At 62.4% G+C, this 24,947-nt stretch carries 23 protein-coding genes and 1 pseudogene; 13 read left to right on the forward strand and 11 right to left on the reverse strand.

Annotated elements, in window-relative coordinates:
- The first annotated feature begins 98 nt into the window (after positions 1-98).
- The 3 genes from QMO80_RS20855 to QMO80_RS20865 all read left to right on the forward strand — a co-directional run bounded on the left by QMO80_RS20855 (position 99) and on the right by QMO80_RS20865 (position 1,674).
- A complete protein-coding gene (locus QMO80_RS20855) occupies positions 99-899 on the forward strand; it encodes an alpha/beta hydrolase (protein WP_283198179.1) in 801 nt (266 codons plus the stop codon).
- 119 nt (positions 900-1,018) lie between these two features.
- Positions 1,019-1,315, forward strand: a complete 297-nt coding sequence (locus tag QMO80_RS20860) for a hypothetical protein (protein ID WP_283198180.1) — start codon at positions 1,019-1,021, stop codon at positions 1,313-1,315.
- Positions 1,316-1,371: 56 nt separating this feature from the next.
- Positions 1,372-1,674: a hypothetical protein gene (locus QMO80_RS20865; protein ID WP_283198181.1), complete on the forward strand. Its 303-nt coding sequence runs from the start codon at positions 1,372-1,374 to the stop codon at positions 1,672-1,674.
- 232 nt (positions 1,675-1,906) lie between these two features.
- Here QMO80_RS20865 and QMO80_RS20870 read toward each other — a convergent pair whose 3' ends face one another.
- Complete coding sequence (locus QMO80_RS20870) at positions 1,907-2,221, reverse strand: hypothetical protein (protein ID WP_049733526.1); 315 nt, start codon at positions 2,219-2,221, stop codon at positions 1,907-1,909.
- Positions 2,222-2,480: 259 nt separating this feature from the next.
- Here QMO80_RS20870 and QMO80_RS20875 point away from each other — a divergent pair, with 259 nt between their 5' ends.
- Together QMO80_RS20875 and chrA are read left to right on the forward strand one after the other, a co-directional pair.
- Positions 2,481-3,296 carry a sulfurtransferase/chromate resistance protein gene (locus QMO80_RS20875; RefSeq protein ID WP_283198182.1) on the forward strand — a complete coding sequence of 272 codons (816 nt, stop codon included), beginning with the start codon at positions 2,481-2,483 and terminating at the stop codon, positions 3,294-3,296.
- Between the two features lies 1 nt (position 3,297).
- A complete protein-coding gene (gene chrA / locus QMO80_RS20880; protein ID WP_283198183.1) occupies positions 3,298-4,719 on the forward strand; it encodes a chromate efflux transporter in 1,422 nt (473 codons plus the stop codon).
- 86 nt (positions 4,720-4,805) lie between these two features.
- Here the strand turns inward: chrA and QMO80_RS20885 are convergent, their stop codons facing one another.
- Together QMO80_RS20885 and QMO80_RS20890 are read right to left on the reverse strand one after the other, a co-directional pair.
- Positions 4,806-6,137: a hemolysin family protein gene (locus tag QMO80_RS20885; RefSeq protein ID WP_283198184.1), complete on the reverse strand. Its 1,332-nt coding sequence runs from the start codon at positions 6,135-6,137 to the stop codon at positions 4,806-4,808.
- Positions 6,138-6,261: 124 nt separating this feature from the next.
- Entirely contained in the window at positions 6,262-6,645 is a 384-nt protein-coding gene (locus tag QMO80_RS20890) for a VOC family protein (RefSeq protein WP_283200244.1), read from the reverse strand.
- 291 nt (positions 6,646-6,936) lie between these two features.
- Between QMO80_RS20890 and QMO80_RS20895 the strand changes: the two genes are divergently transcribed.
- Complete coding sequence (locus QMO80_RS20895) at positions 6,937-7,263, forward strand: RcnB family protein (protein ID WP_088939727.1); 327 nt, start codon at positions 6,937-6,939, stop codon at positions 7,261-7,263.
- Between the two features lie 427 nt (positions 7,264-7,690).
- Here the strand turns inward: QMO80_RS20895 and zigA are convergent, their stop codons facing one another.
- Together zigA and QMO80_RS20905 are read right to left on the reverse strand one after the other, a co-directional pair.
- On the reverse strand, positions 7,691-8,896 hold the full coding sequence (zigA, locus tag QMO80_RS20900) for a zinc metallochaperone GTPase ZigA (protein ID WP_283198185.1): 1,206 nt from the start codon (positions 8,894-8,896) through the stop codon (positions 7,691-7,693).
- A 110-nt stretch (positions 8,897-9,006) separates the two neighbouring features.
- Positions 9,007-10,068, reverse strand: a complete 1,062-nt coding sequence (locus QMO80_RS20905) for a zinc ABC transporter substrate-binding protein (protein ID WP_283198186.1) — start codon at positions 10,066-10,068, stop codon at positions 9,007-9,009.
- 101 nt (positions 10,069-10,169) lie between these two features.
- On the opposite strand from QMO80_RS20905, the gene QMO80_RS20910 reads away from it, so the two are divergent.
- Genes QMO80_RS20910 through QMO80_RS20920 form a run of 3 tightly spaced genes read left to right on the forward strand, consistent with a single transcriptional unit; the run spans position 10,170 to position 12,263 of the window.
- Positions 10,170-11,060, forward strand: coding sequence for a metal ABC transporter ATP-binding protein (locus QMO80_RS20910; RefSeq protein ID WP_283198187.1), 891 nt, complete (start codon positions 10,170-10,172; stop codon positions 11,058-11,060).
- Positions 11,053-11,868, forward strand: a complete 816-nt coding sequence (gene znuB, locus QMO80_RS20915; protein WP_283198188.1) for a zinc ABC transporter permease subunit ZnuB — start codon at positions 11,053-11,055, stop codon at positions 11,866-11,868. The genes QMO80_RS20910 and znuB overlap by 8 nt, the downstream gene beginning before the upstream one ends.
- The gene (locus QMO80_RS20920) at positions 11,865-12,263 is read left to right on the forward strand and encodes a Fur family transcriptional regulator (protein ID WP_003564680.1); all 399 of its coding nucleotides are present in this window, start codon (positions 11,865-11,867) and stop codon (positions 12,261-12,263) included. Before znuB ends, QMO80_RS20920 begins: the two co-directional genes overlap by 4 nt.
- A 146-nt stretch (positions 12,264-12,409) precedes the next feature.
- Here the strand turns inward: QMO80_RS20920 and QMO80_RS20925 are convergent, their stop codons facing one another.
- On the reverse strand, positions 12,410-13,354 hold the full coding sequence (locus tag QMO80_RS20925; RefSeq protein ID WP_283198189.1) for a hypothetical protein: 945 nt from the start codon (positions 13,352-13,354) through the stop codon (positions 12,410-12,412).
- 191 nt (positions 13,355-13,545) lie between these two features.
- Here QMO80_RS20925 and QMO80_RS20930 point away from each other — a divergent pair, with 191 nt between their 5' ends.
- Both QMO80_RS20930 and QMO80_RS20935 read left to right on the forward strand, forming a co-directional pair.
- Positions 13,546-14,118, forward strand: coding sequence for a transglutaminase-like cysteine peptidase (locus tag QMO80_RS20930; protein ID WP_283198190.1), 573 nt, complete (start codon positions 13,546-13,548; stop codon positions 14,116-14,118).
- Positions 14,119-14,351: 233 nt separating this feature from the next.
- Positions 14,352-14,753 carry a hypothetical protein gene (locus QMO80_RS20935; RefSeq protein WP_012558183.1) on the forward strand — a complete coding sequence of 134 codons (402 nt, stop codon included), beginning with the start codon at positions 14,352-14,354 and terminating at the stop codon, positions 14,751-14,753.
- 174 nt (positions 14,754-14,927) lie between these two features.
- On the opposite strand, the gene QMO80_RS20940 is transcribed toward QMO80_RS20935, so the two are convergent.
- The gene (locus tag QMO80_RS20940; RefSeq protein WP_283198191.1) at positions 14,928-15,458 is read right to left on the reverse strand and encodes a gamma carbonic anhydrase family protein; all 531 of its coding nucleotides are present in this window, start codon (positions 15,456-15,458) and stop codon (positions 14,928-14,930) included.
- Positions 15,459-15,468: 10 nt separating this feature from the next.
- Positions 15,469-16,164 (reverse strand): fumarylacetoacetate hydrolase family protein, encoded by a 696-nt coding sequence (locus tag QMO80_RS20945; protein ID WP_283198192.1) that lies wholly within the window; start codon positions 16,162-16,164, stop codon positions 15,469-15,471.
- A gap of 279 nt (positions 16,165-16,443) precedes the next feature.
- Here QMO80_RS20945 and QMO80_RS20950 point away from each other — a divergent pair.
- Positions 16,444-17,195, forward strand: a pseudogene (locus QMO80_RS20950) (nucleotidyltransferase domain-containing protein).
- Positions 17,196-17,395: 200 nt separating this feature from the next.
- Here the strand turns inward: QMO80_RS20950 and QMO80_RS20955 are convergent.
- Entirely contained in the window at positions 17,396-18,376 is a 981-nt protein-coding gene (locus tag QMO80_RS20955; RefSeq protein WP_283198193.1) for an SDR family oxidoreductase, read from the reverse strand.
- Between the two features lie 189 nt (positions 18,377-18,565).
- On the opposite strand from QMO80_RS20955, the gene QMO80_RS20960 reads away from it, so the two are divergent.
- Positions 18,566-19,108: a GNAT family N-acetyltransferase gene (locus tag QMO80_RS20960; RefSeq protein ID WP_283198194.1), complete on the forward strand. Its 543-nt coding sequence runs from the start codon at positions 18,566-18,568 to the stop codon at positions 19,106-19,108.
- Positions 19,109-19,151: 43 nt separating this feature from the next.
- Here QMO80_RS20960 and QMO80_RS20965 read toward each other — a convergent pair whose 3' ends face one another.
- Both QMO80_RS20965 and QMO80_RS20970 read right to left on the reverse strand, forming a co-directional pair.
- Entirely contained in the window at positions 19,152-21,134 is a 1,983-nt protein-coding gene (locus QMO80_RS20965; RefSeq protein ID WP_283198195.1) for an adenylate/guanylate cyclase domain-containing protein, read from the reverse strand.
- Entirely contained in the window at positions 21,134-24,904 is a 3,771-nt protein-coding gene (locus tag QMO80_RS20970; protein WP_283198196.1) for a FecR domain-containing protein, read from the reverse strand. The genes QMO80_RS20965 and QMO80_RS20970 overlap by 1 nt, the downstream gene beginning before the upstream one ends.
- Positions 24,905-24,947 lie beyond the last annotated feature (43 nt).

A 24,947-nucleotide genomic window follows, 5' to 3' on the forward strand; every position in this document is an offset into this window, starting at 1 on the left:
GCATATATTTGCTGCTCGGTTGAGCACACCACGCCGCGACGGGCCGCGGTTGCTGCAAAGAATTCCGGGCATTGCCAAACCGGCGGGTACATTCTGTCGTGAGCGTTACAAGGTACTTGCTGATCCTGCCGCTGATGGCGGTCATCGCCTACATGGCGCTCGTGGGTCTGGTCTATCTTTCTCAGCGAGCCCTGCTTTATCCCGGCGCCGGCGCCACACCTACTCCGGAGCACGCGAGTTGGGGCGAGACGGTCCACGTCAAGACGCCCGATGGAGAGATGCTTCATGGACTGTACAGCCAGGGCGACAGTAACAAGCCCTGCGTGCTCCTCTTTTTCGGAAACGGTGACCGCATCGACAATTACGCGTTTCTCGCACAGGCGCTGGCCACGCGGAGCATTGGATTGCTGGCGATTTCCTATCGCGGCTATCCGGGATCGACCGGTTCACCCAGTGAGCAGGGGTTGCTGACTGACGGCATCGCAGCGTTCGACTGGCTTTCGGCACGCGCCAGAAGCGGGATCGTTGTGCTGGGCCGGTCTCTTGGCACTGGCGTCGCTGCGAACACGGCCGGGAAGAGGCCGGCGGTTGGCGTCATTCTTGTGTCTCCGTACCTGTCGGTTCTGTCGGTTGCGCAGACGCGTTATCCGTTCCTCCCGGTCGAGTTTCTTCTCAAGGATCCCTTTCGCTCGGACCTCAGCATAGGCAAGGTAAAACAACCGAAGTTGTTCCTCCACGGCCGGCTTGATGACAGTATCCCGCTTTCTTCAGGGCAGGCGTTGTACCGCATCGCACCCGAGCCCAAGCGGATGTTGATCTATGATGGTGCGGGTCACAACGATATCTTCAACGACAGCATGGTCGGGGACGTGATCCGTTTTGTCGAAGAGCTGAAATGAAAGGGGCCGAAACCCGTCACGGACGGGAGCGGTTTCCAGGGCGGCGTCGTTCGTATCGTCAGCAAGGCTCGCCGCATCGACCACCACGCCCTATCTCCCTCTCATAAACCGAGGGTTCCATGAGAAGCGTCATTCTAATTGTCGCCTTGTCCATGCCGTTGCCGGCCTTTGCAGCCGGGACGAAGGAGGTCAAGGCAAGCGAGTATAGCTGCGGCGAGCTTGCACAAATTATCCGCCAGAACAAGAAGGTCTTCGTCCGCGTCGGTTTCGGTGGGCGTAGTTTCCGCTATCCGCCGGCGCAATGCAGCATGGGCGACAAGCGCGCCGACACGAGTTTCCGCAATGCTGAGGGGAAGCAGTGCATTCTCGACTATGCCTGCGTCTTCGATCCCGCATCGCCCTATAATTTTCCATAGAGCGGGATGATCTTCGCCGTCCCGCCAAAAACGTCCTCCCATATTCAGGAGTTTTCATGAAAAGCATTGTTCTGACGGTTGTGCTGCTGTTTCCGTCCGCAGCCCTTGCCGTCGAGGCGGTGGAGGTCAACGCCAAGGATCACAGTTGCGAGGAGCTTGCGCAGATCATCCGCAAAGACAAAGCGGTGTTCGTGCGCATGGGTTTTGGCGGCCGCAGCTTTCGCTCTCCGCCGGCCAGGTGCAATCTCGGCGACAAATACGACACGGCAAGGATCAGGGATGCCAACGGCAAGATTTGCCTTCTCGACTACGAATGCGTGTACGATCCCCAATCCTTCTATAACCGGATCCCGAAATAGGTCTCCAAGCGCCGACTTCGGTTCATCGATGATGAGACCAAGAAAAAAGGCCGGGCGAAACTCGCACCGACCCTTCCTCAATCTGTCTCGATAACGGCTGCCAGTACCTCCGTGGTCAGCCGTCAGAGACAAATTCAATATCTCTAAAATAATAGCTATTTGACGATGTTCAAGAGCCCACGGCAGAAAAGGAAGCCGGCACTGGGTCGGCTTCCTTTCAGCCGGTCAGCGCTTACTGCTGGGCAGGGGCAGCCGGCGGAGTGGCCGGTGCTGGTGCCGGTGCAGGCGTTGCGCTGTTGTCGGTCGGGGCGATCGGCTTGACCGGTGCCGGTGCCGGTTCTGATTGGGTCGTGGAGGCTGTCGTATCCGGGGATGTGCCGGGGGTGCTCCACTGCGAATAGGCGAATGCAGCGACAGCGATCACGGCCAATGCAGCGACCCAGACAACCCACGTATTATTGCTGCGCGCGCTCGGCGTGGTGCGCAGATCCAGATTTGGGTTCAGCGGGCGGTTCGGATCGTTGGCATTATTGGGGTCGTACGTCATGGTACTTTCTCCTCTTTCGGTGAAGGAATAATGCCGAAGTGCGCATTTTGTTCCGTGGGGGCGCCGGGAAGCGGTTGATATCAGGGGTTTCCGGGTTGCAACCGGCCTGAATCGGCCGCGCGTCTCTGTTCCATGCAAGCGCCGTCTTGACACGATGGGGTCTGTTTGCGCATGGTTTTGCTCTGGGGTTGCGATCACCCCACGAGGCGCCATGCTGAAGAATCGCGTCCAATATTGCCGATCAACGGAGGGACGCGTCATGCCGTCATTTCTTGAAATTTCCGCCGACAAACTCAGCCGCCTCATCGGGACTCCCGGGGCGCCTCTCATTCTCGATGTTCGCACCGAAGAGGACTTCGCGCTCGACCCGCGCCTGGTTCCGGGCTCGGTCCGGCGCGACCATGCCGAAGTCGCGTCCTGGGCGGGCAGCGTCGATGCCGATGCCGTCGTTGTGGTCTGTCAAAAGGGCAGCAAGCTTAGCCACGGTGTGGCAGCCTATCTGCGCCATAGCGGCATCAACGCCGAAAGTCTCGAAGGCGGCTTCGAAGCATGGATCGCTGGGGGAGCGGCGGTGCCATCGGAAAAGCTGCCGCGCCGTGACGCGGAGGGACGCACTGTCTGGGTGACGCGGGCGCGGCCGAAGATCGACCGCATCGCCTGTCCCTGGCTGATCCGGCGCTTCGTCGATCCAAACGCCGTCTTCCTGTTCGTGCCGGCGCCCGAGGTTTTAGCCGTCGGCGAGCGTTTCGGGGCGGTTCCCTTCGATATCGAGGGGGTATTCTGGAGCCATCGCGGCGAACTCTGCACCTTCGACGTAATGGTCGCGGAGTTCGGCCTGACGTTGGAACCGCTTCTGCGCCTGGCGCGGATCGTCAGGGCGGCGGATACGGCCAGACTCGATCTCGCGCCCGAGGCGCCGGGCCTGCTGGCCGCTTCGCTCGGCCTGTCGCGGATGTATTCCGACGATCTGCAACAGCTCGAGGCCGGAATGCTTCTTTACGATGCCTTCTTCCGCTGGTGCCGGGACGCGACCGAGGAAACCCACAACTGGCCTGCGCCGAAGAAGAGGGCATGAGATGGCCGAGATGATGGACGACGGCCCGGCGGGTAAAATGACGGAGAGACATGCGGACGAGGGGCATCACCACGGCGTCTCCTTCGGCGAGGCCCTCAAGGTGTGGCTGCGCGTCGCCGCCTTGAGCTTCGGCGGCCCGGCCGGCCAGATCGCCGTCATGCACCGGATCGTCGTCGACGAAAAGCGATGGATCGGCGAGCACCGTTTCCTGCATGCGCTGAACTATTGCATGCTCCTTCCCGGCCCCGAAGCGCAGCAGCTCGCCATCTATATCGGCTGGCTGATGCACCGCACGCTGGGCGGTCTGGTCGCCGGGATATTGTTCGTACTGCCGGGTTTCCTGTCGATCCTCTGCCTCAGCTATATCTACGCAGCTTATGGCAGCGTCGGCATCGTCGCCGGTTTGTTTTTCGGGCTGAAGGCGGCAGTGCTTGCCGTCGTCGTGCAGGCCGTTATCCGCATCGGCAGCCGCGCGCTCAGAAATAATATGATGCTTGCCATCGCGGCTGCGGCCTTCGTCGCCATCTTCTTCTTCCATGCGCCTTTCCCGCTGATTGTGCTTGCCGCTGCCATTGCCGGCTTCCTCGGCGGCAGGTTCGGGTTGGCGGCCTTTCAAACCGGCGGCGGACACAAGGCCGGAAGCGGTTCGGTGCTGTCGGATGCCGAGTCTGCGCTCGGGGAAGGCATCCCTGATCATGCGCGCCCCAATCTCGGTTGGTCGCTGCGCACATCGGCAGTGCTGCTGGCGCTCTGGCTCGTGCCCGTCGCCGTCCTCTATGCAGCTTTCGGCGCACACGACGTTTTCACCGAGATCGGTCTGTTCTTCAGCAAGATGGCGGTCGTCACCTTCGGCGGTGCCTATGCTGCGCTCGCCTATGTCGCGCAGGAGGCCGTACAGCGGTTCGGCTGGCTGAGGCCCGGCGAGATGCTCGATGGTCTGGGGATGGCCGAGACGACGCCGGGGCCGCTGATCATGGTCCTGCAGTTCGTCGGCTTCATGGCCGCCTACCGCAATCCCGGATCGCTCGATCCGATGCTCGCCGCCACGCTTGCCGCGATCCTGACGACCTGGGTAACCTTCGTGCCCTGTTTCCTCTGGATCTTTCTCGGCGCGCCCTTCATCGAAAAACTGCGCGGCAATGTGGCGCTCGCTGGCGCGATGTCGGCGATTACGGCGGCGGTTGTCGGGGTCATTCTCAACCTTGCCATCTGGTTTGGCCTGCACACGCTGTTTGCCGAAGTCGCGACCGTCAGCCTTGGCGGCTTGCGGCTTGATATCCCCCTGCTGCAATCGGCCGTGCCGGCGGCAATGGCGCTGTCTGCCGCTGCCGCCATCGCGATCTTCCGGTTCAAGACGTCGGTCATCACGACGTTGCTTGCCTGTGCGGCTGCGGGGATGTTCTGGACGCTGGCGGTAGGCTAGAGATCTTTATTTTATGCATGTCGTTGCGGCAAAGGCGCTTCGCGCTTTGCCTGGCAAAAGCGCTGCACACTTTTGCGCGACATGCTTTAGGCTTCCGCCCCGTCCGCGGGGATGCGCGTCGCCAGCATCTTGTCGATGCGCATGCCGTCCATATCGAGCACTTCGAAGCGCCAGTTGTCGAACACGAAGGTTTCGCCGGCTTCGGGGATGTGCTGGAGCTGGTGCAGCGCGAAGCCGGCAAGCGTATGGAAATCGGCATCCGGACGATCGCGCAGCCCCAGCCGTTCGAAGGCGTCGAAGGCCGGCATCATCGCGTCGATCAGCAGCGACCCATCCTCGCGGACGATGATATCGGGCTCCTCGTCGGATCCCGGCAGGTCGCCGGCGATGGCTTCGAGCAGGTCGGTCTGGGTGACGATACCCTCAAGGCTGCCATATTCGTCGATGACGATGGCGAGCCGGACAGGTGAGGCCTTGAAACTGTCGAGCACGCGGACGACCGAGGTGCCCTCGTGCAGCACCAGCGGCTGCTTGATCACCTCCATCGGCCGGACCTTGCCGCCGTCGAGAACCTGGTCGAGAAGATCCTTCTTCAGCACCATGCCGATCGGTTCGTCGATCGAGCCGCGGGCGACCAGCAATTGTTCGTGGCTGCATTCGCGGATGGTCTTCAGGATCTCGGCCTCGCTGTCGTCAGCGTCGAACCATTCGATATCGAGACGCGGGGTCATGATGTCGGAGATCGGCCTGTCGCCGATGTTGAAGACCCGCTCGACGAGTTGCTGCTGCACCTGGTTGAGAAGACCGGCCTCCTGGCTCTCGGCGACCAGCAGCTTCAGCTCCTGCGGCGAATGGAACGACGATTCCCCCGTCCCGGCGCGAAGGCCGACGGCCTTGAGCACAAGATTGCCCATGCCGTTCAGGGTGAAGATCGCCGGCTTGAACAGCACCAGGAAGAGCCCGAGCGGACGCACCACGGCAAGCGAAGTGGCTTCGCTGCGCTGAAGCGCCAGGCTTTTCGGCGCCAGCTCGCCGAGCACGATGTGCAGCGCCGTGATGATGACGAAGGCAATGACGATGGCAACGGTATGCGCGCCGGTTGCCGCCCATTGCCCGGGCAGCCAGGACAGCAGAGGCTCGATCAGGTGGGCAAGCGCCGGTTCGCCGACCCAGCCGAGCGCCAGCGACGAGATGGTGATGCCGAGCTGGGTGGCTGCAAGGTTGGCGTCGAGATTGTCGACAGCGCGCTGGAGGGCGGAGGCATTCATGCGGCCTGCCGCGGCAAGCTCTGTCACACGGCTGCGCCTGACCGACACCAGCGCAAATTCGGCGGCAACGAAGAAGCCGTTGGCGGCGACGAGAAGGAGCACGGCTAGTATCCCGACATAGTCGAAGACCCCGCCCGCGGATTCGGACATGTTTTCCCTACCTCTGAATTGCTGCTGGTCCGAAACTACACGCTCGCACACAGGTAGCAAGGCGCGGCGCCATTCTTCCCGTCGTGCGGCGATGCTGGCCCACCGCGTCAGATGCGCTTCGCGTTTATCTCTTCGGTGCTTCAAAGAGTTCGATGGGGTTTCCGGCCGGGTCCTCGAGCAGGATCTGCTTACCGCCGATGCCCTGCACGATCTCGTTGCGAAAACGCGCGCCCGCCTGGCGCAGCGTGGCGACTTCCGCCTCCAAGTCCGCGACTTCGATCTGGATGCGATTCCATCCGCCGGGTTCAGGTTTCCGCCCGTCGGGCGTTGCCTGGGACGCGCCGCCCGGACCGGTCGTGCCGCTGACGAGCAAACGAAAACCATCTCTTGTGAGGATGGCAAAGGTGGGGGCGGGATGAAGAGCGACCGAGAAGCCAAGGCGCTTCGTGTAGAATTCCAGGGCGGCGTCGACGTCGTCGACGATGTAGCGCATGCTGATGCCGGGCATGGTTTCCTCCATCATCTGTTGTATCGAGCGATCCCGCACAACGATCCGACAGTGCAGGACGCTCCGTAAATTGAATCTGCGCCCAATCCTTGCGAAAATCGAATCTGATCTTCTGGGGCGCTTATGCCGATCGCGGTTTCTGTTCCTCGTGAAGGTGCGTAAGTCTAACCTGAAATATAAGACTTACGCCTCAGGCATCGGATTCCATTACGAAAGTTTAATTTAAATTTCAGTTTCTGTTCATCTTTTCGGGCCTAATTTTCTCCCGCGCCGAACATCAAGGAACCCCAGATGAAAAAGATTTTTGCAGCTCTCCTTTCCGCTTCCTTCCTTCTCTCCCCGATGGTTGTCTCCCAAGCCAGCGCCGATGATTATCGCCGTCCGCCTGTCGTCGTGCAGAAGAAGGTGATCGTCGAGAAAACGGTCGTTCGGCCGCATTGGAAGAAGGGATACCGCGTCAATGCCAGCGAGCGCCGCCGGTTTCACGACGTCAACGACTACCGCCGCTACCGGCTGGCGCCACCGCCGCGCGGCTATCGCTGGGTCCGCGCCGACAACGACTACCTCCTGATCGGCGTCACCAGCGGTGTGATCTCCAGCATTATTGCTGGTCGCTGATGGGTAGATATAAGGGCGGCTTGGGCCGTCCTCCTTCGGCTGCGGGAGAAGAATGACACCGCTTCTCCAAACTCCTCATTCCTGTCCTCGGGCTTTGACCCGAGGGATGTCACAGGAATCCAGCCACGGCGCGTCCGCGCCGTGAATGACTCCTACCAAGAATGAAGTCTCCCGCGCCCAAGGACTTGGGCGCGCTGGATCCCTGTGACATCCCTCGGGTCAAGCCCGAGGAAGGGATGAGGGTGGGTGAGGTGACGTCTGCGCTAAATCTTCCGGCGCATAGCGGCGATGATGCCACGCAACCCCTTCGGTCTTCGGGCATCAACCTCATCATCCCCCTCATGCGTCGACGGATGCAGCCCGTCGATCGGGGGCAACGGAGCACATTCCTCGCAGATGCAACGGTAGCGTTTGATCGCCGTCGCCTTCATGCCGCCTGCCTGTTCCAGCTGGCGAAGGGGTCGGGCAGGTTGCGCCAGCGGTCGGGCGTGAAGGCTTCGGTTTCGACGAGACAGGCGTCGAGTTCTCTCCTGATCCAGGCCTCGTCCATCGGGTCGGCGCCGATGAAGACGATTTCCTGGCGGCGGTCGCCCCAGACGGGGTCGAGATAGGGGCCGATGGCGCTGAGGAAACCCGGTTCTTCCGGCCATTGTTCGCGCGGCACCGCCGCCCACCAGAGGCCCATCTTGCCGGTGCGCACGAGCGCGCCCGCCTGGCTGATTTCGCCGACATGGTGCGGGCGCGTCGCCAGCCAGAAGAAGCCTTTGGCGCGCACCACGCCCGGCCATGTCCTGTCGAGAAAGGCCTGCAATTTTGCCGGATGGAAAGGCCGCTTCTCGCGATAGACGAAGGAGCGGATGCCGTATTCCTCGGTCTCCGGCACATGGTCCTTGAAGCCGTGCAGCTCCTTGTACCAGAGCGGATGGGTCTCGGCCTTGTCGATATCGAAGCGGCCGGTGCCGAGCACTTCCTTCAGTGATACCTTGCCGAAGTCCGCCTCGATCAGCTGCGCATCGGGGTTGAGGCCGGTGATGATTTTCCGTGCGGCGTCGCGTTCCGCCTCGCTTGCCGTGCCGATCTTGTTCAGCACCACGACATCGGCGAATTCGATCTGTTCGACAAGCAGGTCGATGATAGTCCGGTTGTCGCCGTCATCAGCCGTTTCTCCGCGGTCGGCGAGGAAATCGGCGGAGGCATAATCGGCGAGCAGATTGGCGGTGTCGACGACGGTCACCATCGTATCCAGCCTTGCGACGTCGGAAAGGCTTTCTCCGTTCTCGTCGCGGAATTCGAAGGTGGTGGCGACGGGCAGGGGCTCGGCGATGCCAGTGGATTCGATCAGCAGGTAATCGAAGCGGCTTTGGGTCGCCAGATCGCGCACCTCCTTCAGGAGGTCGTCGCGCAGCGTGCAGCAGATGCAGCCATTGGTCATTTCGACCAGTTGCTCCTCGGTGCGTGAGAGATTGGCGCCGCCATCGCGCACGAGGGCGGCGTCGATATTCACCTCGCTCATATCGTTGACGATGACGGCGACGCGCATGCCGTCGCGATTGGCGAGAACGTGATTCAGCAGCGTCGTCTTGCCGGCGCCGAGAAAGCCGGAGAGCACCGTGACCGGAAGTCTGTTGTCCATGAAACCTCACATATTAATGTTATATCATTACATAGATGGCGCCGAAAAAAGGCGGAACGGGGTCATCCGCCTCTTTCCGCCTCAGCTCTCCCCGGAGTGCCGCATGACAATCATGCGCTGGAGAGGCAATCCTTCATGCTCTCGGTGATGCCGCGCATGAGGGTGAAGTAGAGATCGGGGCCGGCCTTCAGCGTCGCCGCTTCGGGGTCGAGCACGCCGGACCTTGCGTTGGTGCCCTCGGTGACGACATTGACGAGGCGCGGCTCGAATTGCGGTTCGGCAAAGACGCAGGTGGCGCCGAGTTCGCCGACCTTGCGGTGGATTTCCGAAACGCGCTCGGCGCCGGGAATGGTTTCCGGGCTGACGGTGATCGAACCGGCGACGCGGATGCCGTAGCGGTGCTCGAAATACTGGTAGGCGTCGTGGAAGACGATAAAGGGCTTGTTCTTGACGGGAGCGACGGTGGCGGCGATCTCCTTGTCCAGCGCCGTCAGCTTGTCGTCCAGCGCCTTGGCATTGGCCTGGTAGGTCAGCGCATTGGCGGGATCGGCGGCGACGAGCGTCGTGGTGATCATGGCGGCCATCGCCTTGGCATTCATCGGGTCGAGCCAGAGATGCGTGTCGAAGGCGCCATGCCCGTGTTCATGTTCCTCATGATCATCGTGATGGGCGTGCGCTTCCTCATGTCCGGCGCCGGCGGCTTCATGGTCGTGATCGTCGGCGGCAGCGGCTTCATGGTCGCCGTCATCATGCGGCTCGAAGGCGCCGCCTTCGCGGAAGGGCAGCTTGACGAGGCCGGGGGCATTGTCGAGCTCGGCGATGCTGGCCTTCGAGCCCAGCGCCTCAAGCGGCTTTTCCAGGAAAGCCTCGAGGCCGGGGCCGGTCCAGAAGATTACCTTGGCTTCCTGCAGCGCGCGCGCATTCGACGGCTTCAGGCTGTAGGTATGCGGGGAGGCGGCGCCATCGACGATCAGCTCCGGTTCGCCCACACCCTGCATGATCGCCGCAACCAGCGAATGGATCGGCTTGATCGAGGTGACGACGACGGGCGCGTCGGCCGCCCGCATGGTGCCGGCAAACAGCAAGGCCGGGACCGCCAGCGCCGGGAGAGCGAGGGCGGCCGGAATTCTAAAGGCCAAGGTCTTCAGGGCTGGGCCCAGGGCGCGTTTCATCGGATGCTCCGCTTGAATTGCAGATGTTATGTTATTACATCAATTGCGTTATGCTATAACGTGTGCAATAGCAGGATACAACAGCGCTGTCGGAAAATTTGATGCTCTCTCCCGCAAATACGAAGGGCGAACCGCTGGTTTCGCTTGAGAATGTCGGCGTTCTGCGCAACGGCCGCTGGCTGGTGCGCGGCGTCGAATTTTCCGTCTCGCGCGGCGAGATCGTCACGCTGATCGGGCCGAACGGCTCCGGCAAGTCGACGAGCGCCAAGGCGGCGATCGGCGTGCTGAAGCCGAATGAGGGCAGGGTGGAGCGTCTGGCCGGCCTGAAGGTCGGCTATGTCCCGCAGAAGCTTGCGATCGACTGGACGCTGCCGCTTTCGGTGCGCCGGCTGATGACGCTGACCGGCCCCCTGCCAGAACGCGACATGCGTGCCGCGCTCGAAGCCGCCGGCATCGACCATATGCTCGATGCCGAGGTGCAGCATCTCTCCGGGGGCGAATTCCAGCGGGCGCTGATGGCGCGCGCCATTGCCCGCAAACCCGATCTGCTGGTGCTCGACGAGCCGGTACAGGGCGTCGATTTCTCCGGCGAGATCGCGCTCTACGATCTGATCAAATCGATCCGCAATGCCAGCGGCTGCGGCATCCTGCTGATCTCGCACGATCTGCATGTCGTCATGGCCGAGACCGACACGGTTATCTGCCTCAACGGCCATGTCTGCTGCCGCGGCACGCCCGAAGCCGTCAGCCGCAGCCCGGAATATGTGCGCCTGTTCGGCAGCCGGGCCGCGCAGACGCTCGCCGTCTACAGCCATCATCACGACCATACGCACCTGCCGGACGGGCGCGTGCAGCATGCCGACGGCACGGTGACGGATCATTGCTTCCCTGAGGACGGGCATCATGCGCATGACGGTCATGCTCATGACGATCAGCATGGACATGAGCACGCGCATGTCCATTCCCACAGTGCGGAGGGCCGCCATGCTTGATGATTTCTTCGTGCGCGCCATCCTCGCCGGCGTCGGGCTGGCACTGACGACGGGGCCGCTCGGCTGCTTCATCATCTGGCGGCGTATGGCTTATTTCGGCGATACGATCGCCCATTCGGCGCTGCTCGGCGTCGCGCTGTCGCTGCTTTTCGAACTCAATCTGACGCTGGCCGTCTTTGCCGTCGCAGCCCTCGTATCGGTGCTGCTGCTCTTCCTGCAGAAGCGCCAGGCGCTGTCGGCCGATGCGCTGCTCGGCATCCTCTCGCATGCCACGCTGGCGATCGGCCTCGTCATGGTCGCCTTCATGAGCTGGGTGCGGATCGATCTCATCGCCTTCCTGTTCGGCGATATCCTTGCGGTTTCAACGACCGACATCGCGCTGATCTGGGGTGGAGGGCTCTTCGTGCTCGTGGCGATGGCCTGGCTCTGGCGGCCGCTGCTGGCGGCAACCGTCAATGCCGAGCTTGCCGAGGCCGAGGGGCTGAAGCCGGAGCGGGCGCGGCTGTTCTTCATGCTTTTGATGGCCGTCGTCATCGCCATCGCCATGAAGATCGTCGGCATCATGCTGATCACCTCGCTGCTGATCATTCCGGCGGCTGCGGCGCGGCGCTTTTCGGCGACGCCGGAGATGATGGCGGTGCTCGCCTCGGTCATCGGGGCAGCCGCCGTCGTCGGCGGGCTGTTCGGCTCGCTCACCTACGACACGCCCTCCGGTCCCTCGATCGTGGTCGCGGCGCTGATCCTCTTCATTCTCAGCCTGCTTCCCCTGAGACGGCACCGCGCAGTCATGCAAGGACAAGGCTCATGACGACACCGCAACTCACCAAGAACCAGTCGCTGGTCTTCGACGTGCTCGAAAAGGCCGAAGGGCCGCTCAGCGCCTATACCATCCTCGACAAGCTGCGCGATCATGGTTTCCGCGCACCGCTGCAGGTCTACCGGGCGTTGGAAAAGCTGCTCGAATACGGTGTCGTGCACCGGCTCGAAAGCATCAATTCCTTCGTCGCCTGCGCCCATCCCGGCGACGACTGCCACAGCCACGGCATCGTCGCCTTCGCCATCTGCGAAAGCTGCGGCCAGGTGATGGAGTTCCACGACCACGAGGTCGACCACCGGCTGATGGGCTGGGTGCGGGGGCAGAAGTTCAAGCCCGAGAAGACGACGATCGAGATCCGCGGTTTGTGCGAGGCCTGTGCGGCGTAAGCTTCGCTCGCAAGATCGATTGTCCGGGGTTTGCCGCGGCGTCTGGCCTTGCTCGGGTGTTGGACACCAATCGATCCATAAGCAGCAATTCAAAAGGTGAGGCCGGAAACCCGGCCTCACCTCTCGCTTTCGTTTCGCCGATGGGGTTATTCCGGCTTGGATTCAGAGCCACCCTTGCCGGAGCCGCCATTGTCGCCCTTGCCCGAGTCGCCGTTGTCGCCTTTGCCGGAGCCGCCGTTGTCGCCTTTGCCGGAGCCGCCGTTGTCGCTCTTGCCGGAGCCGCCATTGTCGCTCTTGCCGGAGCCGCCATTGTCGCTCTTACCAGAGCCGCCGTTGTCGCTCTTGCCGGAGCCGCCGTTGTCGCTCTTGCCGGAGCCGCCATTGTCGCCCTTGCCGGAGCCGCCATTGTCGCTCTTGCCGGAGCCGCCGTTGTCGCTCTTGCCGGAGCCGCCATTGTCGCTCTTGCCGGAGCCGCCGTTGTCGCTCTTGCCGGAGCCGCCATTGTCGCTCTTACCAGAGCCGCCGTTGTCGCCCTTGCCGGAGCCGCCGTTGTCGCTCTTGCCGGAGCCGCCATTGTCGCTCTTACCAGAGCCGCCGTTGTCGCCCTTGTCGGGGCCGTCATTGCCGCCCTTGCCCGGGCCGTCCTTGTCGTGCCCGTGATCTTTTCCGCCCTTGCCGTCGTGATGATCGCGGTCCTTGTCGCCGTGGTGGTCTTTCCCATGCCCATCCTTGCCATGATCGTGATCTTTTCCACCCTTGCCGCCGTGATGATCGTGGTCCTTGCCGCCGGTGTCATTTCCGCCACCGTCCGCAACCTGGTTGCCGCTGCCGCTATTGCCGCTGTTCTCGGAAGTCGAGCCGGTGCTCGATGTCTTCTTGCCGCTGCCGGTGCCCTGGCTGCTGGGGTCGCTATCTCTCGGGCTGAACTTGCTGCCGGCCGGAATTGATCTGGTCGGCATGCACAGCCGGTATTCGAGTGTGCCGCGGACGGCGCTGTTGCAATTAACGACTGCCGGGGCTGCCGTTGCCAAGCTGCTGCTTGCCAGAAGGGAAGCAATGGCCAGGCCGAATTTCGATGCTCTGCTGAACATTTCATGCGTCTCCCAAGGTTAACCGAACGTTAATGGGGAGAGTTCTTATACTAACAATGAATTAACGTGAAGAATAAACAATGGTTAATCTGTGCCGTCTATGCAATACGGTTAAATTCTCAAGTATAAAATTTTAATAAATTTTTATCCCGACTCTGTTATTGTCGCGGGACAAATAAGGGGAATCGGCTATGAAGCGTCTCTTTTCTCTTGCTGCTGTTTTAGCCATTCTTGTGCCTTTTCAAGCTGTTGCCGGGTCATCGCTGCCTGTGACAAGAAGCATCGGCGCGCCCGTGGGCTTCGGCGCAGCTTGCGCCAAGTACAAGTGGCTGTGCGGCAGGATGGCGGCGCAACAGCGCAACGACGCGGCAGGAATAGCGCTGCTTCAAAAGATCAATCGGGCCGTAAATGGGCGCATTATTCCCGCAGAAGACCGTCCATCTTCCCATGGGGATGTTTGGTCACTGCCGGTTGCCGGCCGTGGCGACTGTGAGGACTATGCCCTCCAGAAGATGAAGGACCTGATCGAGGCTGGTTTTCCATCCAACCGCCTGGCGCTTTCGGTGGTCATTGGACCGCATGATCAAAACCATGTCGTTCTCATTGCCCGGACCGACGGCGGCGATTTTGTGCTCGACAATCTGACCAGCGCCGTGAGGCCCTGGCGCATGACGGGCTATACGTTTCTGGCCACTCAGGATTTCCAATCGCGCACGGGCTGGCGCGTGACGCTTGCCGGTCCCCGCGCTGGTGAGTTTTCCTGAGGCGCGTCGCCGTTTAGGCGCCAAGGTGCCCGGCGCCACCGCGAACAACGCCCAAATCGGGTGCAGATTGCGGTAAATTCGACGAAGAATTGTGTGCCCCACGCGGTGCCTGGCACCTGCCTGGTGTAAGAATCGGAAACACTTTGTGACTAAGTGCCTCCAAAATCAGCGTTTTTCGACTTGCCGCGTAAGCAGAGATGAAGGATATTCTGCAAACGTTGAGGGAAGCCTTCATGATCAGAATGATTGAAAACCCTGCCGAACTGGCTGGCGAAGATATCACCGGCAAATATATTCTCCGGAGGCTGAACTATCATTGGTTCGCCTATGGCAAGGCGGCCATTGTGACTGCCTGCAAGGGAACGATCCTGCATCTCGAGCGGGAAGAAACGGTCTATTCCGAGCGTTGGGGCCGTCGCGCCTATACCGGAACCGGCAAGCGTTACCCTGGCGGCATCTGTCCCATTTCGGCAGTCGCCTGCGTTTGCGATACGCCCGATGACGTCAATGCCGTCATTCAACTGGATGTCGAAGCGCAGGACGAATTCTATCAGCTGATCGCCAAGGCCGAAGCCAGGGTTCAGGCGCTTGCCTCTTCCTCGCGAAACAGCCAGTTCCTCGAAGCTGCCGAGTAACGCGGTTTTTCAACGAAAATCAGCGTGGAGCCGTCAGCCGACGCTCGTCGACGAAGCCGAGCCATGCAAGGCTCAACGGCCATCAGATTGCCACCCCTCTCCAGCCTCATCCTGAGGCGCCCCGTAGGGGCCTCGAAGGACGGGGCTGGCCACCACTTCTTCTCAATTGCCCGATCAACCGATCTGCTTGAGATCGCGGGCGAAGCGTTGCCAGTTGGCAATGTAGTTTTCGGCGGAGCGGCGGATGGCTTCGATCGCGGCGTCGTCGAGCAGACGCACGGCGCGGGCAGGCGCCCCGACGATCAGGGAATTGTCGGGGAATTCCTTGCCTTCCGTCACCAGCGCATTGGCGCCGACGAGGCAATTGTTGCCGATCTTCGCGCCGTTCAGGATCGTGGCGCCCATGCCGATCAGCACGTTGTCTCCCAGCGTGCAGCCGTGGAGGATGGCGTGGTGGCCGATGGTGCAGCCTTTGCCCGTGATCAGCGGGAAGCCCATATCGGTATGGGCCATCACGCCTTCCTGGATATTGGTCCCTTCGCCGACGGTGATCTTCTCATTGTCGCCGCGCAGCACGGCGCCGAACCAGACGCCGACATTCTCGCCGAGCTCGATCTGGCCGATGATATTGGCGTCCGGTGCGATCCAATAGAGGCCGGCGGCGGGCAATTTCGGCGTCGATCCGCCGAGCGCATAGAAGGGCATTGCTCTCTCCTCAGGCGACCTCGACCGATAGGGTGGCAACGCCGTCGATGCCGCAACTGATGCGGTCGCCCCTGGTAACCGCACCGACGCCGGCGGGCGTGCCGGTCATGATGATATCGCCCGGCGCCAAGGTGAAGAGCTTCGACAGCTCGGCGATGATCTCCGGCACCTTCCAGATCATCTGGTTGAGATTGCCGTCCTGGACGCGCTTGCCGTTCTGCTCCAGCCAGATCCGGCCTTTGCCGGGGTGGCCGAGGCGGCTCGCAGGCACGATGGCCGAGACGGGGGCCGAATGTTCGAAGGCTTTGGCGACTTCCCAGGGGCGGCCGAGCTTCTTGGCCTCGCCCTGCAGATCGCGGCGGGTGAAATCGATGCCGACGGCATAGCCGTAGATGCAGTCGAGCGCTTGCGCGGCCTGGATATTCGCGCCGCCGGATTTCAGCGCCAGCACGCATTCGACCTCGTAATGCACGTCCTTCGAGAGGGGCGGATAGGGAAAAGCGCTGCCTGCCGGCAGCAGGTTCTCGGCATTCTTCTGGAAGAAGAAGGGGGGCTCGCGGGTGGGATCATGGCCCATCTCGATCGCATGGTCGGCATAATTGCGCCCGACGCAATAGACGCGGCGCACCGGAAAGCGCTCATCGCTGCCTTCGACCGGCAGCAGAACCGGTTTGGGAAGCGGGATGACAGTGGCTGGATCGGACATGGGCGGGCTCCTCCTGGTTGACGAGTCTTGGCGCCATCTTAGACGGAAAACAACGCGGCGGGGAAGCATTCTCGGCGCATTGACGCTGCCGCCGCCGGGCGATATCCTCGCCGCTATGAACGGGATTTTTGCAGTGTCGACGATGTCTACGACCACCGCCAGGGCGGTGGGTGGCAGACGCGTGAACTGAATTCCGTTCATTGCTGTTGAGACCCAACCCGCCGGAAACGAGCGGGTTTTTTCATATCCGCTCGTCTGCCGCTATTCGAGGACGAGATCGTGGACGACATCCAGAAACATATTCTTGCGGAGCGAGCGCTCGCCGTCGCCCGCCGCTGCGTCGCCAACCGCTATGCGGGGGCCGCCTTCGCCTATGTCTCCGGTTCGCTCATCCGCGGCGAGGGCACCGCCTTTTCGGATATCGACCTGGTCGTGGTGTTTCCGTCGCTGGAAAGAGCCTGGCGGGAATCCTTCACGGAAGAGGATTTTCCTGTCGAAGCCTTCGTCCATGATCCGCAGACACTGGCGCATTATCTCCACCAGGACGCGGAGAGCGGCTGTCCGGTCATGGTCAATATGGTTGCGACCGGCAGCTTCTTCGGGCCGGATGCCGAGCATGCGCGTCTGATCCAGACAAAGGCGGCGGAAGTGTTGGCCGCAGGGCCGAAGCCGCTTGCCGGCGTGGGTTATGACATGCTGCGCTATCAGGTCTCCGACTCGCCGATGACCTGCGCGGCGACCGCCCGCAGGAAGAAATCGCCGCCATCGCCGCGCTGCTCTACCAGAAGCTTGCCGACCTGATCCTGCTCGGGCGCGGCACATGGACCGGACGAGGAAAATGGGCACCTCGCCTCATGCGCAAGCTCGATGTGCAACTCGCGGCCGAGTTCGATGCTGCGTTCCGGTTGGCGGCGCAGGGCAATGGCGGCCGGCTCCTCGCATTGGCCGACAGCGAGCTCGCTTTGCACGGCGGCCGCTGTTTCGACGGCTTCAGGCAAGAGGCTCCTCTGGAGGCACGGCGGCTGGAGTAGTCAGGCCGCCAAGGCGCCGGCGCCCAAGAGAGCCTCATCCTGAGGTGCCCCATAGGGGCCTCGAAGGACGAGGCGGGTGCACCGGCAGCGATGGATGCAAGGAGCAGCGTCGGAGCGTGTCCTTCGAGGCTCCGGCCTTCGGCCTGCGCGCCTCAGGATGAGGAGCGTTGGAGGGTGTCGCGCTAAAAGATCGCATTATCCTAGCCGAGAGCGCCTTGCTCGGCGCAAATCCTGTCGATTAAAGCATCCAGCTCACCCTTCGACGGACGGATTTTGGTGAGGCGCTGCTTGAGATGGATGATCGGCTCGGCCAGGATTTCATCCAGGCTCTCGGCGCAGGTGAAGTCGCCCGCGACGCGCTTGACCTTCGAATTGTCGAAGATCGCCGTCCAGGCCTTGTCGCCGAGAAGCGGGCCTGCCCAATCCGAATTGTACCGGATCAGCGTGTCCGTCGGCACGTGGACGATCTTTGCCTCGACGCCCAGCAATCTTGCGATCGTCTTTTGAATATCGTCCCAGATATGCGCGCGATCGGAGGTGATGTGGAAAATCTCGTTGAGCGCTGCCTGATTGCCGAAAAGCCTGACGAAAGGCACGGCGAAATCGATTGAGCGGGTCAGCGTCCAGGGCGTGTGGCCGTCGCCCGCCACGATGATGGGGTCTCCATCCAGCATGCGTCTTGCCATGACATCGCTATCGCCCATCATGATCGGCAGGCCGGTGCGAACGGTGTGGCTGGGGCGGATGATCGTCCAGGCGAGCTTGCCGGCGTTTTTGAGCTGTTCCTCGCAGGCGATCTTGGCCTGGCTGTAAGGCCAGTAGGGATTGATCGCCGGCGTCTCCTCGGTGATCACGTAGTGACGCGGCGGCTTTTCATAGACCGAGGCCGAAGAGATGAAAATATACTGGCCGCAATTGCCCGAAAACAGCGCGATGTCGCGCTCCACTTGATCCGGGGTGAAGGCGATGAACTGGCAGACGACGTCATAATTGGCCTTGGCGAGATCCGCATAGCTGCCCGATCCAAGTTCGCCGACGATCGAGGTCACCCCTGCGGGCAAGGCAGTGTTTCTCAAGCCGCGATTGTAGAGGCTGACATGATGACCCTCGGCAACGGCACGCTCGACGCATGGATAGGAGATCTGGCCGGTGCCGCCAATGAAGAGAACTTTCAAAGTCATGGAAGTGACCTCGGGTCTATGGGCGGGAATTATGATCACCCTTCATAGCGCGAAAGAATGTTATCGTCTCCTGCAAATCTCCTCGCCCGGTGGTGGAAGGCGAGCGTAGAGGCGCCGACACCCAAGAGACGATGCCGCGCCTGGATAAGAGCTGCCGAGGATATCGCGTCCTCGATGAAGAGGTAGACGATGTTCGATAAGGAATTCGATGGCGCTGCGCCGCCGGCAATTCGGCATACCGCGAGATTGCAACTGAGGATTCCTGCAGTTGGAGATATCCATTTCCTCACCGGGCTTTTTTCCCGGCCGGAGCTGGTTGCGCATCGGCCCGTGCCCCGGCCGGACTCGCCGGAAGAAAGTGCCGCACGGCTTGCGCGCGACATCGAACACTGGAGAGACCACGGCTTTGGACGCTGGGCGGTCGAGACGAAAGGTGGGCTGATCGGTTTTGGCGGCGTGACCGTTTCCAAGGAATTCGGCAGCCTCAATATTTCATACCATCTGCAGCCGGAAAGCTGGGGGCATGGCTATGCCACGGAGCTGTTGCGGGAAACGCTGACCTTTGCCTTCGACGACCTGCATGCGGACCGCGTGATCGGATTGGTTCGTCCCGTCAATGCCGCGTCCAGGCGCATCCTCGAGAAAAGTGGCTTCAACTTCGAACGCGAGGTGATGCTGCACGGCGCACCCACCAATATGTACGGTTTGGCAAAACGAGCGGTTCGTAGCTGAGCATCCGGGTCACAAATCTCATGTGTGGAGGAATGCAGCCCGATCATTCCCCGCCATCACCAAGCAGTGCATCCCGCACGATCGCATAATAGCCGGCAAGCTCGGGGATAGCAGCGGTCAGTTTGTCGAAGGCCGGATCGGATGGTGCGAGCGTGCCGGCATATTTGGCTTCGATGAAAGCCTGGTGGCTGGCCAGCGCTTTCGCATCGGCCTTGTGTACGACGGTGAAGACGGGCGAGGGCAGAGTGCGGCCCTTGACGATGATGCGGTCGAGTTCGATTACGGTGTAGTTGGCGGCGACCAGTCTTGCGGTTTCCTCGCCGAGCAGCAGCGCCACGCCGTAATTCTTCGAGGCGCCTTCGAGGCGGGAGGCGAGGTTGACGCTGTCGCCGAGGCAGGAATAGTCGAAGCGGCGGGTCGAGCCCATATTGCCGACGATGCATTCTCCGGTGTTGATGCCGACGCCCATCTTCAGCACGTGCGGTTTGCCGCCGCGTGCCGCCGCCTCCCGCTCCAGCTGATTGTTCAGCCTCGAAATCGCCGCCTGCATGGCGAGCGAGGCGCGCACGGCGTGGAGGGCGTGGTCGGGATCGTCGAGCGGCGCATTCCAGAAGGCCATGATGCAGTCGCCCATATATTTGTCGATCGTGCCGCCGTGATCCATCACCACGTCGGAGAGCGGCGTCAGCAGCCGGTTGATCAGGCCGGTCAGCTGCTCCGGATCGTCCTTCAGCGTTTCGGCGATGGTGGTGAAGCCCCGCACATCGGAAAACAGCACGGAGAGCGTGCGCCGCTCGCCGCCGAGCTTCAGCTGCGAGGGGTCGTTGGACAGGCGCCGGACGAGATCGGGCGAGATATATTGGGCGAAGGCGCGGATGATCTGGCGCTTGTTGCGGCGCTCCTCGGCATAATCGAAGGCGGCCTGGCCGAAGACGACCGACATATAGGCGACGGTCGGGCCGAGCGGCGAGACGAAGACATGGGCAAGCCGGATGCCGGCAAAGCTGACGGCCGCGAAGGCAAGGAGGGCTGCCGCACTGGTCACGATCGTCAGCCATCCCGTCGAGCGCCAGACGGTCGCAGCCGCCAGCAGCACCGAGATCAGGATGCACGCGGCAACCATCGGCAGGCGCGCTTCGCGGATCGACAGGCCGTAGCGGATATTGTCGTAAATCGTCGCCTGGATTTCGACGCCGGGGACGAGCTTGCCGGTGTGAACCGTATAGGGTGTCGCGAAGGCGTCGACGCCACCTTTGTCGATGGCGGGCGCATTTTGCAGGCTGAGCCCGACGAGGACGACGCGGTCCTTGAAATAACCCGGCGGCAACAGATTCTCAGGGTCGAGCGCCTGGTAGTAGGAGACTGTGGGGTAGCTGCGGGCCGGGCCGAAGGACTGGATCAGCCGGCCGGCCGGCAGGATCTGCGCCTCCGCGCCGGAGGCCATGGCCAGCATGGCGGCAAAGCCGTCCTCATAGCCCGGAATGCGGCGGAAGATGCCGTCGCCGCTGAGATCGATCGAGGCGATGCCGGTCACGGCACCCGCTTGCGTCAGCGCCGGCAGCGGCGTGGCGCGGATCAGCTGCGAGGCCTGCGGCGTTTCGATCAGCGTTTCGTCGCCGGCAAGCACGGTGTCGGGACCGACGGCCTTGGCGATCGCCGTGTCATTGCCGGGGTTGGAGGGTTCGGCCATGATGATGTCGAGGCCGATGACGCGGGCGCCGGCGGCACGCAGCTGGCTGATGAGCTCGGCATGCAGGCTGCGCGGCCAGGGCCATTGCGCGTTGATATCGGCAAGCGAGGGTTCGTCGATCGCGACGATGACCGGTCCGCCGGGTGGCGGCCGGGGATCGTCGATGGTCGACAGATAGTCGAAGCTTCTGAGTTCCAGCAGCGACCAGGCGGGCAGGCGTGACAGCAGCGAAATGGCGATCAGCACGGCGAGCGACAGCACCAGCAGTCTCAGGCGGCGGTTTACGGCCTGGCCGCCATCCAGCCCGGCCTGCTGGCGCTTGTCCTGCGTGCGCATCAGAAGCGGACTTTGAGCGTGCCCTTGAAGGCGCGGCCCCAGCCGGGCACGCCGGGCGTGATCTCGAAATCTTCGTCGAGCAGGTTATAGGCGGCAGCCTCGAGCTCCATGCGCTTGTCGAAGGGTTCCCAGACGAGGTGGGCGTCGAGGCTCCAGTAATCGTCGAGCTTGGTGCCGAGATCGTCGCCGTCGCGCTCGCCAATGTAATTGGCCGCCACCGTCGCTTTGACCTTGGCCTCGTTGACCCAGGTCAGCGCGATCTGGCCGGAATTCTTCGGGATATAGGGGAGCGAGCCGCCGTAGTTGAATGTTCCTGGATCCTTGTTTTCGGAATCCATGTAGGCGTAGGTAGCCGAGAGGCCGAAACCGTGGCCGAGCGCAACGTTGGCGGTGACGGCGGCGCGGTCGATGCTGCCGCGCGCGAGCGGCAGGCTGTCGATGGCCGGAAGCGCGATCAGCGGCAGACCGATCGAGAAATCATGGAGTTCCTGATGCTGGTACTCCACCGAGGTGAACAGACGGTCGGTCCATTCGGCATCCCATTGGAAGGCCGCCGTATCGACGTAACCTTCGGTACCGACGGAAAACTGGTTTGCCTGAAGACCGAGGATGCCGATCGGCGCAAGGGTGGGAACGCCGGTCTCTGTGCTTTGGCGCATGAAGGCGGCGCGCAGCCAGTGGTTCTGCGTCGGCGCCCAGGCAAGGCCGAAGCGTGGTTCGAGCCGGCTGACATCGACACCATCGCCTTCCAGGCGCGTGCCGAAGAGCGCATATTCGCCCTTCAGGTTGGGCGTGATGTCATGCAGAAGATCGATATAGGCGCGGCCGATATTGGTGCGAGCCTCGATCTCCGTGGGTCCGTCGGTCATGCCGTCGATGAGGCCCGGGATGACATCTTCGAGATGAAAATAGGTCTCGCGAGACGAGTCGACCCAGCCGCCCTCGATACCGTAACGCCAGGTTAGCGACCCGTCGCCGATAATGTGGCTGAGGGCCGCGATGTAGGCCTTTGATTCATTTTCGTCGCTGGTCTGCAGGAAAGGTCTGACGTCCCGGCCGGGACCGCCGAGAAACGGTACGTCCGCCCAGTCGAACTGTATGTCGTTGGTGGTTTTCGCTTCGGTCTGCTGATAGAGGAATGCAGCATTCAGGACGTTCTCATAGGCGAAGGTATGGCTCCAGCCAAGGCCGGCGCTTGTGAGTTGCGCTGTATCTCGCCGAGTGGTGTAGAGCGGCAGTTCGTCCGGTGCCAGCGGCAAGCCAAAGAAGCGCAATACGGGATTCAGCGAGTCCGAGAGCGAGGGATTCGTCGTCAGCGCATTCAGCGTTCCATCATTCTTGGCGTGATTGAAATAGGCCACGATGCGGTCGTCCGGCGTCACCGTCGCCGTCAAATAGCCGTTGCCGCCGAGCAGTTTATTGTCGGTCGCATATCCGCCGAAGTCTCGGTAGTCCCCGTCGAGCGCCAGCTCTTCCCAGGTCAAGTTGCCATAGAAGCTGATCGGGATCGTCTCATTCGAATAGCCCTGGATGTCGGCTTCGCCGATGCCACGCGTGTGGCCGTCGACGCTGTTGATGCCGCCGCCGAGCGAGCCTTCGATGAAGGGCACGTCGAAGAGCGACGCCGAGCGCGAGCGGCCGGATAGCATGTGCGGAGAGATCAGCAGGCCCTGGATGAAGGATGAGTAGCTCGACGCGTTGCCGCGGTTCTGGATGATATTGTCGTCGCTGAAGCTTGTCGCGTTGACGAAAGGAAAGATGCTGCCCTTGATCGACTGGTCGAAATAACCGGTGCCCTTGAAGGGATCGAAGACGGCATCGCCGTAGTAACGGCCCCAGGCATCCAGCCCCTGCAGCCGGAAGGCGTCGTTCAGTGTCGAACCGGCGCCCGCATTGGCGCCGAGGCCGCTGTAATCGCCGCCCCGGGCGCGAGAGCGGCGCAGATATTCCTGCGCGTTGCGGATCGCGCCGTCGGAATCGTAATCGTCGATATCGATCGCGGTGCGGAAGGATGAGATGATGGGATCGTCGTCGTCGAGACGGTTGGCGTTGTCGAGCGCCTGCTCGGAGGGAAGCCGGTCGCCCTTTTCGTAGTGGGCGGCGGCAAGCATGAACTGCGACTGTGAATGGGCGGGATTGGCGGTGCTGGCGGCGAGCAGATCTGCCAGCGCCTTTTCGCGCTCGCCGCTTTGCAGGTAGTAGCGGCCGCGGGCGAGCAAAGCGAGATCGAAGGACGGATCGAGGGCGATCGCGGTGTCGATTTCGCGCTTGGCTTCCTTCATCCGCGCCTGGTCGAGATAAAGGATCGCGAGGTTCGCATGCAGCAGCGGGTCCTGCGGATCGAGCTCGATCGCCTTCTTGAAGGCCTCTTCCGCTTCGCCATTGGCATCGCGCGAGCTCTGTAGCAGGCCGAGCGAATTCAGCGTGCTCGATGCGCCGGGGGCAAGCGCGATGGCGCGGTTCAGGTCGGCGAGCGCGCCGTTGACATCGCTTTCATAGGTCGCCCTGTAGCCCGCGCGGGCCGACAGCGCCATCGGATGATCGGGGTCGAGCGTCAGCGAGCGCTCTATCGCTTCCTTCATCTGCTCGCGGTCGTCGATGAGCTCGGCCAGCTGGGCGCGTACCGCCGGCAGGGTCGGATCGTCGGGATAGCGCTGTTCCGCCTTCCTGATGATCTCGATCGCGGCACGCGGGTCTTTCAGAAAGCCTGTCGTATAGGCCTCCATGATTGCGCCATAGGGGCCGGTGGTGTTGGCCGGCGGCTGTTCGGCATGGGCGGGATCGGCGAGCGAGCGGGCGAAATAGCCACCATATTGCGCCATGTTGCGGCGTGTCGGGTCGAGATGCGGCAAAGCCTTCTGGAAGAGCCTGGCGGCATCGCCGTAGCGCTTCTCCGAGCCGGCGATGGTGGCGTCGATCAGGTCGACGCGCGCCTGCTGGGCCACCGTCAGCTTGCTGCCGCGGATCTTCTGCAGGGTTGCGGCCGCGGCCTGGCGGCCGTCGAAGGCGCTCTGCACCTCGGCAAGCTCCAGCCAGTCTTCAGTCGTGCGCCGCTCCGGCGGCCGCGCCAGCAGGCGGCGGCGCTCCGCGGCCATGCGGTCGGCCCGCAGCGGCGAGGTCGGCATCAGATCGAAGCCGTCGCGCAGGTGGAGATAGAAGAGCATTTGCTCGCGGTCATCGGGATTGACGCTGATGATCTTGTGCGGCGCCTGGCCGATGGTGGCGACCGCGCCTTCGCCCTCGTTCACCTCGACGCTGCCCTGCGGGTTGCTCAGCGCCACGCGCCCTTCCAGCACGATCATCGAGGTCTTGGAGCCCTCGACGGTCATCGTCCAGTCCGTGCCGCGGATGGCGGCTGCCGCCGCAGGGGTCTCGACCGTCAACCCCTGGCCGCCGCGCTCGGCGCGCGCCCAGATCGTTCCTGATTGCAGCTCCAGCGTCGTGTCGCCGGTGGCCGCCATTTTCTTGACCTGCAGCGAGGAATTGCGGCCGAGGCGAACCTGGGTGTGATCGGAAAAGACGATGGCGAGCTGGCCGTTGGCATTGGTGCGCAGCACGTCGCCGGTCAGGAGATCCTGATTGATATCGACGACACGCCAGTTCGACACGTCGATGAAACGGACCTCTTCGCCCGCCTTGCGCGCGATGACGGAACCGGCGACCGGTGTTGCACGCTGCACCGGCTCGGCCCTTGCCGATGGCCCGAAACCGGGCAGAGCAAGCGCCAGTGCCATCCCGGCGCGACAGATGTTCTTGGAATAACCCCGCATGACCCAGACCCCATCCCCACATCCCCACATCCCGTTTGTCCGT

The organism is Rhizobium sp. BT03, from assembly GCF_030053155.1.
Classification (GTDB): domain Bacteria; phylum Pseudomonadota; class Alphaproteobacteria; order Rhizobiales; family Rhizobiaceae; genus Rhizobium.

What these genes read in the sequence shown, in the direction of transcription:
- QMO80_RS20860 (WP_283198180.1), top strand. Translation starts at nt 1,019, where the DNA reads ATGAGAAGCGTCATTCTAATTGTCGCCTTGTCCATGCCGTTGCCGGCC.
- QMO80_RS20865 (WP_283198181.1), top strand. Translation starts at nt 1,372, where the DNA reads ATGAAAAGCATTGTTCTGACGGTTGTGCTGCTGTTTCCGTCCGCAGCC.
- QMO80_RS20870 (WP_049733526.1), bottom strand. Translation starts at nt 2,221, where the DNA reads ATGACGTACGACCCCAATAATGCCAACGATCCGAACCGCCCGCTGAAC.
- QMO80_RS20875 (WP_283198182.1), top strand. Translation starts at nt 2,481, where the DNA reads ATGCCGTCATTTCTTGAAATTTCCGCCGACAAACTCAGCCGCCTCATC.
- chrA (WP_283198183.1), top strand. Translation starts at nt 3,298, where the DNA reads ATGGCCGAGATGATGGACGACGGCCCGGCGGGTAAAATGACGGAGAGA.
- QMO80_RS20885 (WP_283198184.1), bottom strand. Translation starts at nt 6,137, where the DNA reads ATGTCCGAATCCGCGGGCGGGGTCTTCGACTATGTCGGGATACTAGCC.
- QMO80_RS20890 (WP_283200244.1), bottom strand. Translation starts at nt 6,645, where the DNA reads ATGCCCGGCATCAGCATGCGCTACATCGTCGACGACGTCGACGCCGCC.
- QMO80_RS20895 (WP_088939727.1), top strand. Translation starts at nt 6,937, where the DNA reads ATGAAAAAGATTTTTGCAGCTCTCCTTTCCGCTTCCTTCCTTCTCTCC.
- zigA (WP_283198185.1), bottom strand. Translation starts at nt 8,896, where the DNA reads ATGGACAACAGACTTCCGGTCACGGTGCTCTCCGGCTTTCTCGGCGCC.
- QMO80_RS20905 (WP_283198186.1), bottom strand. Translation starts at nt 10,068, where the DNA reads ATGAAACGCGCCCTGGGCCCAGCCCTGAAGACCTTGGCCTTTAGAATT.
- QMO80_RS20910 (WP_283198187.1), top strand. Translation starts at nt 10,170, where the DNA reads ATGCTCTCTCCCGCAAATACGAAGGGCGAACCGCTGGTTTCGCTTGAG.
- znuB (WP_283198188.1), top strand. Translation starts at nt 11,053, where the DNA reads ATGCTTGATGATTTCTTCGTGCGCGCCATCCTCGCCGGCGTCGGGCTG.
- QMO80_RS20920 (WP_003564680.1), top strand. Translation starts at nt 11,865, where the DNA reads ATGACGACACCGCAACTCACCAAGAACCAGTCGCTGGTCTTCGACGTG.
- QMO80_RS20925 (WP_283198189.1), bottom strand. Translation starts at nt 13,354, where the DNA reads ATGTTCAGCAGAGCATCGAAATTCGGCCTGGCCATTGCTTCCCTTCTG.
- QMO80_RS20930 (WP_283198190.1), top strand. Translation starts at nt 13,546, where the DNA reads ATGAAGCGTCTCTTTTCTCTTGCTGCTGTTTTAGCCATTCTTGTGCCT.
- QMO80_RS20935 (WP_012558183.1), top strand. Translation starts at nt 14,352, where the DNA reads ATGATCAGAATGATTGAAAACCCTGCCGAACTGGCTGGCGAAGATATC.
- QMO80_RS20940 (WP_283198191.1), bottom strand. Translation starts at nt 15,458, where the DNA reads ATGCCCTTCTATGCGCTCGGCGGATCGACGCCGAAATTGCCCGCCGCC.
- QMO80_RS20945 (WP_283198192.1), bottom strand. Translation starts at nt 16,164, where the DNA reads ATGTCCGATCCAGCCACTGTCATCCCGCTTCCCAAACCGGTTCTGCTG.
- QMO80_RS20955 (WP_283198193.1), bottom strand. Translation starts at nt 18,376, where the DNA reads ATGACTTTGAAAGTTCTCTTCATTGGCGGCACCGGCCAGATCTCCTAT.
- QMO80_RS20960 (WP_283198194.1), top strand. Translation starts at nt 18,566, where the DNA reads ATGTTCGATAAGGAATTCGATGGCGCTGCGCCGCCGGCAATTCGGCAT.
- QMO80_RS20965 (WP_283198195.1), bottom strand. Translation starts at nt 21,134, where the DNA reads ATGCGCACGCAGGACAAGCGCCAGCAGGCCGGGCTGGATGGCGGCCAG.
- QMO80_RS20970 (WP_283198196.1), bottom strand. Translation starts at nt 24,904, where the DNA reads ATGCGGGGTTATTCCAAGAACATCTGTCGCGCCGGGATGGCACTGGCG.